We start from the raw sequence: 8182 nt of genomic DNA, 5'->3' as shown, positions 1-8182 counted from the left end.
AAGCCGGGCTCCGGGTTCAGAGGTGGAGATCAGGTTCGGCGAGCAGAAGGTCCGCTCGGACCGTTTCACGTTACCAGCAGACTTTGGCCCCGGACGTACACACATAGGGCGATACCACGCCCGACCAGCAGACGGTGTAGGAATTCTTGGTCACGATGTCTGGCTTGTAAATGCCGCACCAAATGTTGAAGCAGAACATGTTCGAGCTGACGCTGCCGCGCCAATAAGGTTGCGGGGAGGCGCGCATGGCGCTCACGGTGACCGCCCCGAGCTTCTTTTCCGCCTTGAACTGCTTGACGTAATCGGCAAGCGCGAGTTGCGCGCGACTGACCGCTGTCTCCTTGTCGAACCCGTCGGCGGTGCCTGACAGGCCGACGCAACCCGCCTGCGCTGGAGCGCCCAGAGCCAAGCAAAAACCCGCCGCGATCGATGCCAGCGCCGATCCGCGCCAATACCGCCTCATCGGAACGCCCTCCATCACCAGTACCAAGAGGCATGAGGGTAATATCCACTACGCGTGCTTGGCAGTACCTTTGCTGACGCAGGAGGATGATCGGCCTGCATTGTAACCTTTATGCAACACGGTCGGGCGCGAGCGACTAACCAGGATCCGAACGCGACATGAGGGCCAACGCCTTTCCGAGATGTCCTTGGCAGCGGTCCAGCAACATCTCGGCTCGCTCGCTGTCGCAACCGTGGAGCAGCAAGACCGCGAGCTTTACGCTGCCGGAGGCCCGGTCGAGAGCATCGCGGGCATCGCTCCGACGGCACCCGGTCAGCTTGACCAACATATCCTCGCTTCGACGCACCAGTTTCTCGTTCGATGCCCGTACGTCGACCATCAGACCGCAATAGACTCTCCCAAGCAGGATCATGAGCGATGTCGAGATCGCGTTGAGCGCGATCTTCTGCGCCGTGCCCGCCCGCAGTCGTGTAGAACCAGCAATCGGCTCGGGACCCGTGTCGAGGAAGATGGGGTGGTGAGACTCCTGCAAGATCGGCGTCTCCCGATTATTGGCGATCCCGATGGTCAACGCGCCTCGCGCCCGCGCCTCGCGCAGGCAGGCCAGCGTGAAGGGCGTCGTCCCGCTGGCGGCTACCGCCACGAGGACGTCGTCAGCGCCGATCGCGTGTTGATCGACCAGCCGGCGTGCCTCCGCAATATCGTCCTCGGCTCCTTCCACGGACCGCAACAGCGCGTCCCGTCCTCCCGCCATCAACAGCACCAGGCGGTCGCTCGGCCAGCCAAACGTGGGCGCAAGTTCGGCCCCATCCTGAACCGCGAGGCGCCCGGAGGTGCCAGCACCGGCGTAAACCAGCCGGCCCCGCTCTCGCAACTTCGCCTCCATGGCGGAAACGGCAGATAGGACGGCCGGAAGTGCCGCACGTACGGCAGCCACCGCAGAAAATTGCCCCTCGATCAAAGATTCCAAGACATCCGCAGGCTCCCAGCGATCTATGCTGGAATAGCGGGGACTGGATTCTTCGGTCTTCATGTGACTTTTAGGCACTCATGCAGTGCGACAACTTAAGCCCGGTCCGGAACTTTTGGCTGCGCTCGGCGACGGCTCAGCAATTGCACGTGACTGTCGACGGAGCAAGGCTGCTGAACGTATGCCAAGGAGCGTCTTTACCTTGAGCGCGGCGCAAAGCAAAAACGGTCCGCTGATGGCGGCGGAGTTCCGCGAAGCGCCAGAGGTCGTGCGCCGTCAAGCCGAGACGCTCGCCAGCCCGCTCGCGGAGCTCGTCGCCTTGTTGGGACAGAAGCCGCCGCGCGTCGTGGTGACTTGCGCTCGCGGCAGTTCGGCGAACGCCGCGACCTTCGGCAAATACCTCATCGAGCGATATCTCGGCATCCCGGTCGCCGACGCGGCCCCGAGCATCATGTCTGTTTACCGGAAGGGCTTGCGGCTGGACGGTCAACTGTTCCTGGCCATCTCGCAATCCGGCCGCAGCGAGGATCTCATCGAGTCCGCATGCCGGGCGAAGGATTCGGGCGCGCTCACGGTGGCGCTGGTCAACGACACAAGAAGTCCCCTCGCCTCGGCATGCGACATTATCCTGTCGATGGAGGCAGGACAGGAGTTGAGCGTAGCGGCGACCAAGACGTTCGTCGCCTCCCTCGCCGCTCTGCTGAGCCTCGTTGCGGTTTGGGCCAGTGACCCCGAGCTGACTGCGGCCCTTCATCGCCTCCCCGACCGTCTGGCCTCGGCCGCTGATCTGGATTGGGGGGAAGGCGTGGGCGCGCTCGCCAGCGCGCAGAGTCTCGCTACGTTGGGCCGCGGACCTACATTCGCCATCGCGCAGGAAGCCGCCTTGAAGCTGAAGGAGGTCTGCAACATTCATGCTGAGGCGTTCAGCGGCGCCGAGTTCCAACACGGTCCGATCGCTTTGGTTTCCAGCGGCTATCCGCTCCTTGTGCTCATGCCGGCGGACGCGTCAGGTGCGATCCTGGCGGAGCTCGTCGCCGATCTCCGCCGCAAGAGCGCATCGGTGCTCGTCGCCGAAAACAGCAGCGGAAAGAGCGGGCAACTGCCGATACTTGCTTTCGACCATCCTGATACCGACGCCGTATGCCTGATCCAAAGCCTCTACGCGCTGGCTATTCGTCTCGCCCAGCGCCGCGGCGTCGACATCGACCAACCGAGGCATTTGCGGAAGATCACCCGGACGAGATGAGCGAGACGAAGCGCCACGCCGTCGCCGCCGGCAACGTGTTTGACGGTTGGACGACGCACAAGGATGCGGCCGTCGTGATCGACGGCTCTCGCGTCGCAGGCGTCGTTGCGCAGTCGGAGGTCCCTTTGGGTCTCGAGGTTCGTAAGCTGCCCCCTGGGGCTTGGCTCGCACCGGGCTTCATCGACCTGCAAGTCAATGGCGGCGGAGACGTCTTGTTCAATAACGCGCCGACGCCCGATGCCATCCTCGCGATCGCCGCGGCCCACCGCAAATTCGGCACGACCGCGCTTCTTCCGACCTTCATCACCGACACGCCGGCAAAGATGGCTGCTGCCTTCGCCGCGGCCCAATCCTTGGTGGGAGAGGCGCCGAGCGTGCTCGGCATCCATCTCGAGGGCCCCTTCCTGTCTCCGGAAAAAGCGGGCGTGCATGACACAAGCTTGATGCGCCAACCGGGCGCCAAAGACCTCGAGATGCTTTGCGGCCCGCGCAAAGGAACTCTGCTCGTGACGTTGGCCCCCGAGCGGGTGCCGAAAGGATTTGTCGCCCAGCTCGCGCAGTCCGGGACTCGCGTTTCGCTCGGCCATTCGATGGCAACCTACGCCGAGACTCGTGCGGCGATGGCGGAAGGGCTCATCGGCTTCACTCACCTCTTCAATGCCATGAGACCTCTCGCTGCCCGAGAGCCGGGTCCCATAGCCGCGGCTCTGGAGTCGCCCGAGGCGTGGTTCGGGATGATCGTCGATGGATTCCATGTGGATCCCGCAATGCTCCGCTTAGCGTTACGGGGCCGGGCTCGGCCGATGCTTGTGACCGACGCGATGCCGCCGGTCGGCGGGTGCCGATCGAGTTTCGATCTGTACGGGGCCGAAATTGAGGTTATCGACGGCCGATGCGCGAACCCCGACGGCAGGTTGGCCGGTTCGGCGCTCGACATGGCCTCGGCGGTGCGCAATTGCGTACGAATGCTCGATGTCCCGGTCGAGGATGCGCTGCGTTTCGCCTCGCGAAATCCCGCGGAATTTATCGGTATCGGGCACGTCCTTGGGGGTCTCCGTCCTGGGTATCGTGCCGACATTGTGGCCCTAGGCTCTGATACCCTCGAGGTGCTCGGGACATGGGTTGCAGGCAAGGAAGAAGGGCCAATCTTATTGCCGCCCAAAGGTCTTCGCCCTGTTCCTACAAAGCCCAGAGGCGGTCACACCCGCGTCAAAAAGACCTGAGATTGGTGCTGAGGCCGGATTCACTATGTTCGTGCTTCGTTAGGGCTCGACATTTAGAATCAAGGCTGGTAACCGCATGCAGTTTCCCAGCTGTGAGCATTCACCAATAATCGATGGCTGAGTATTTCTTCGTCGGAATAGATGGAGGCGCCTCGTCTTGCCGGGCCCGCCTTCGCGACATGGAAGGGACTTTACTTGGCGAAGGCAGCGGTGGCCCAGCCAATATCCACCTTGATTTAGATCTGGCCAAAGAATCCATCCGGATCGCAACTCGGGCCGCCATACGTGCCGCAGGTCTAGACGAGCGCATTCTTCATCGCGTCCACGCTGGGCTCGGCCTTGCCGGCGCCGGCTTGAAGACCACATGCGAGCAACTACGCGCCGGACTGACCTCCTTCGCATCGACTGTGGTGTCAACGGACGCTTACATTGCCTGGCTCGGCGCCCATCGTGGCGGCAATGGAGGCATCGTGATCCTCGGCACCGGGTCGTGCGGACTGGCCGTCGTCGACGACCGGCGTATCGATGTCGGCGGCTGGGGCGCCGAAATTTCTGACGAGGCGGGCGGGCAAAGGATGGGCCGGGAGGCGCTCCGGCGATCGCTGTGGACTTTCGATGGGCGAGCCGAGCGTACCAAGTTCTCAGACCTCATTCTTGATCGCTATGCACGCGACCCGGCCAAGATCGTTGCGTTCGCCGCAAAGGCGACGCCGGCGCAGTACGCCGAATTCGCCCCGCTCGTCTTCGAGTATGCGTCGCGCGGGGACCGTCTCGCGGTCGAGTTGGTGCGAGAGACTGCCGAGGCTGCTGCGCGCATCATCGATAGACTCGCTGTCGGAGGCGCTTCAGCCATAAGCCTGATCGGCGGGCTCGCCGAGCCCTTGACTCCTTGGCTGCCCGCGCAGGCTCACCGTGTTCTCGTTCCGCCGCAAAGCGATCCTCTGGACGGCGCAATTCTTATGGCACGTCGCGCTCTTGACAGCAGGCGCGAGGCTCCTGAAGCCCTGAGCATTTCCGCGGCCTGATCACCAATAACCCACGCGACTCACGTCCTGGACTGTCGCAACTGGCGGGACACCAAATTCGCCAGATCGGATCCCCCTGCGCGCACCCAACATTCGTGTACCGCGTCAGATGTTCAGAACTTGCTTTATGATGCACTAGACATCAATAATAGTTTCTTGTATATGCCTTAAGAGTCAAAGCCGCATCGCAGAAGGCCCGGGGTCCTGAACGAGAGGGGGGCTGACAGCCATTATTACGGCGCCGCAATTGCGGGCTTCGCGGGCTCTGCTTGGAATCGATCAGCGCAAGCTGGCCGAGATGGCTGGCCTTTCGCTTCCCACGATTCAGCGAATGGAGGCAAGCGACGGCGTGATCCGCGGCAATGTCGACTCGCTCATGAAGTTGATCGAAGCGCTCGACGCAGCGGGCATCGAGTTGATCGGTGTGGGAGCCGTGAGCCAGGGCGGCGGGCGCGGCGTGCGCCTGAAGGCATGATCCGGCAATGGCGCTGACCGCTGTCCTCACCTGCGCCGCGCTCCTGCTGATCCTCTCGGCGTTGTCGCTTCCGCTGAACGGAGGTTCGCGCGGCCGCATTCTCACTTACGGCGGCTCGCTCGCGATTTCGCTGGCGGCGCTTTGCGCAGCGCTCGCCCAGCTTCTTGGTCAAACACCGGACGAAGCCTTGACCCTTCCGCTCGGGCTGCCTTGGCTCGGCGCCCATTTCCGGCTCGACGCGCTCTCGGCCTTCTTTCTTGCCGTCGTCAATCTTGGCGCCGCGGCGGCAAGTTTCTATGCGCTGGGTTACGGCCGGCACGAGAGCGCGCCGCAGCGCGTATTGCCCTTCTACCCGCTGTTTCTCGCCGCCATGAACCTCGTCGTCATTGCCGACGACGCCTTCACCTTCCTCTTCACCTGGGAGTTCATGTCGCTCTCGTCTTGGGCGCTGGTCATGGCGCATGACGAGATCGAAGAGAATCTCCGTGCCGGTTATGTCTATCTCATCATGGCGAGCTTCGGCACCCTTGCGCTGCTGCTCGCCTTCGGACTTCTTGCCGGGCCCGACGGGGCCTACGCTTTCAGCGCCATTCGCGGCAACGATTTGAGTGCGCCGCTCGCCGCGCTTGTGCTGGTCCTGGTTCTCATCGGGACCGGGTCGAAGGCGGGCCTTGTGCCGCTGCATGCTTGGCTTCCGCTGGCGCATCCCGCAGCGCCGAGCCAGGTTTCCGGGCTCCTGAGCGGCGTCATGACCAAGGTCGCGGTCTACGCCTTCATCCGCGTCACCTTCGATCTGCTCGGCAACCCGTCCTGGTGGTGGAGTATCGTGGTGCTGGCATTGGCAGGGCTGACCTGCGTGATGGGCGTCCTCTACGCCCTGATGCAGCACGATCTGAAGCGGCTGCTCGCCTATCACACGGTGGAAAATATTGGCATCATCTTCATCGGCCTCGGCCTTGCGCTCGCCTTCCAGTCCTTCGGTCTTGCTTGGGCCGCGGCACTCGCCTTCACCGCCGCCCTCCTGCATGTGCTCAACCACTCCCTGTTCAAGAATCTCCTCTTTCTCGGGGCGGGCAGCGTGGTTGCCTCGACCGGCGAGCGCGACATGGAGCATCTCGGCGGCCTCATCCGGCGCATGCCGCTCACCGCGTTCGCCTTTCTCGTCGGCTGCGTCGCGATCTCGGCCTTGCCGCCGCTGAACGGCTTCGTCTCCGAATGGCTCATCTTTCAAGCCATCCTCCAGAGCCCGCAGCTACCGTCATGGGGGCTGAAATTCATCGTGCCGGCGGTTGGAGCGCTGCTCGCGCTGTCGGCCGCCCTTGCCGCCGCCTGTTTCGTCAAGGCCTTCGGCGTCACGTTCCTTGGCCGCCCGCGTACCGAGCCCGCCGCCCGCGCGCATGAGACCGACCACTTCTCGCTCTCTGCCATGTTCACTCTCGCCGGGCTGTGCCTCCTTGCCGGCATCCTGCCGGGTTTCTTCATCGATGCGCTCGCTCCGGCGGCAAAGGCCATGGTCGGTGACAGCATGCCGCTGCAGCGTCACGTGCCCTATCTGTCGACCGTTCCGATCGCCGAAAGCCGCAGCTCCTATAACGGCCTGCTCGTCTTCCTCTTCATCGTGTTTTCCGCCACCGCCGCGGCGCTCGCCATTCATCGGCTCGCCTCCGACAAATTGCGCCGCGCGCCGGCGTGGGATTGCGGCTATCCCGACCCCAGCCCCGCTACGCAATACACCGCGTCGAGCTTCGCCCAGCCGATCCGCCGCGTGTTCGGTACACTTGTCTTCCAGGCAAGCGAGCGCGTGGAGATGCCGCCGCCGGGCGATCCGGCGCCCGCGCGCATCACCGTGCGACTGAGCGACCTCATCTGGGACACGCTCTACCTTCCCGTCGCCAGTGCCGTCGAATACGTCGCGGACCGCCTCAATCGGTTCCAGTATCTCAGCATCCGACGCTATCTCGGCTTCGTCTTCGCCGCCCTCGTGGGGCTCTTGCTCGTGCTCGCAATATGGCCTTGATCCTCGATCTTGCGGTGCAGGCTGCGCAAATGTTCTTGGTGCTGGCGCTCGCTCCGCTCCTGACGGGCTTCGTGCGCAAGGTGAAGGCGCATCTCCTCCTGCGCCAAGGGCCGCCTCTACTCCAGCCTTACCGCGACCTCGCGCGGCTGCTGCGCAAGGAGGTGGTACTCGCCGACAACGCCTCCTGGCTATTTCGCGCCATCCCCTATCTCATCTTCGCCGCGACCTGGGTCGCCGCCTCGCTGGTGCCGACCTTCGCCACCGGGTTGATCTTTTCCTGGTCGGCCGATCTCATCGCCATCATCGCGCTTCTGGGCAGCGCGCGCTTCTTTCTCGCGCTCGCTGGCCTCGACGTCGGTACGAGCTTCGGCGGCATCGGTTCGAGCCGCGAGGTCATGATCGCCTCGCTCGCCGAGCCGGCGATGCTGATGATCGTCTTCACGCTGGCGCTGGTCGTCGGCTCGACGCAGCTCTCGACCATGGCCGGCTACCTCGCCTCCGGCGAACAGGGTCTGCGCGTTTCGCTCGGCATGGCCTTGATCGCCTTGATCATGGTGGCGATCGCCGAGAACGCGCGCATTCCCGTCGACAATCCCGCAACGCATCTCGAGCTGACCATGGTGCACGAGGCCATGGTGCTCGAATATTCGGGCCGGCACCTCGCCCTGATTGACCTGTCGGCCGAGCTGAAGCTCCTTGTCTACGTCTCCGTCGTCGCCTGTCTGTTCATCCCTTGGGGCATCGCCGCAGGCGACGGAGCGCC

At 63.7% G+C, this 8182-nt stretch carries 8 protein-coding genes; 6 read left to right on the top strand and 2 right to left on the bottom strand.

Annotated features, from left to right (window positions below; genetic code table 11):
- Positions 1 to 70: 70 nt before the first annotated feature.
- Together VFB18_RS14580 and VFB18_RS14575 are read right to left on the bottom strand one after the other, a co-directional pair.
- Positions 71 to 463, bottom strand: a complete 393-nt coding sequence (locus VFB18_RS14580) for a hypothetical protein (RefSeq protein WP_324976864.1) — start codon at positions 461 to 463, stop codon at positions 71 to 73.
- Positions 464 to 599: 136 nt separating this feature from the next.
- Complete coding sequence (locus tag VFB18_RS14575; RefSeq protein WP_324976861.1) at positions 600 to 1496, bottom strand: N-acetylmuramic acid 6-phosphate etherase; 897 nt, start codon at positions 1494 to 1496, stop codon at positions 600 to 602.
- Between the two features lie 139 nt (positions 1497 to 1635).
- Here VFB18_RS14575 and VFB18_RS14570 point away from each other — a divergent pair, with 139 nt between their 5' ends.
- The 6 genes from VFB18_RS14570 to VFB18_RS14545 all read left to right on the top strand — a co-directional run.
- Positions 1636 to 2679, top strand: coding sequence for an SIS domain-containing protein (locus VFB18_RS14570; RefSeq protein ID WP_324976858.1), 1044 nt, complete (start codon positions 1636 to 1638; stop codon positions 2677 to 2679).
- On the top strand, positions 2676 to 3902 hold the full coding sequence (gene nagA / locus VFB18_RS14565; protein ID WP_324976856.1) for an N-acetylglucosamine-6-phosphate deacetylase: 1227 nt from the start codon (positions 2676 to 2678) through the stop codon (positions 3900 to 3902). The genes VFB18_RS14570 and nagA overlap by 4 nt, the downstream gene beginning before the upstream one ends.
- Before the next feature lie 113 nt (positions 3903 to 4015).
- Positions 4016 to 4927 carry a BadF/BadG/BcrA/BcrD ATPase family protein gene (locus VFB18_RS14560; protein WP_324976852.1) on the top strand — a complete coding sequence of 304 codons (912 nt, stop codon included), beginning with the start codon at positions 4016 to 4018 and terminating at the stop codon, positions 4925 to 4927.
- Positions 4928 to 5156: 229 nt separating this feature from the next.
- Entirely contained in the window at positions 5157 to 5402 is a 246-nt protein-coding gene (locus tag VFB18_RS14555; RefSeq protein ID WP_324976867.1) for a helix-turn-helix transcriptional regulator, read from the top strand.
- Between the two features lie 7 nt (positions 5403 to 5409).
- On the top strand, positions 5410 to 7419 hold the full coding sequence (gene hyfB / locus VFB18_RS14550) for a hydrogenase 4 subunit B (protein WP_324976849.1): 2010 nt from the start codon (positions 5410 to 5412) through the stop codon (positions 7417 to 7419).
- A partial coding sequence (locus tag VFB18_RS14545) for a respiratory chain complex I subunit 1 family protein (RefSeq protein WP_324976846.1) occupies positions 7410 to 8182 on the top strand: 773 nt, incomplete at its 3' end. The genes hyfB and VFB18_RS14545, both read left to right, overlap by 10 nt.

Source organism: Methyloceanibacter sp., assembly GCF_035650995.1.
GTDB lineage: Bacteria > Pseudomonadota > Alphaproteobacteria > Rhizobiales > Methyloligellaceae > Methyloceanibacter.
Note: the sequence above shows the minus strand (reverse complement) of the source record. Positions and strands in the feature narration are given on the sequence as shown.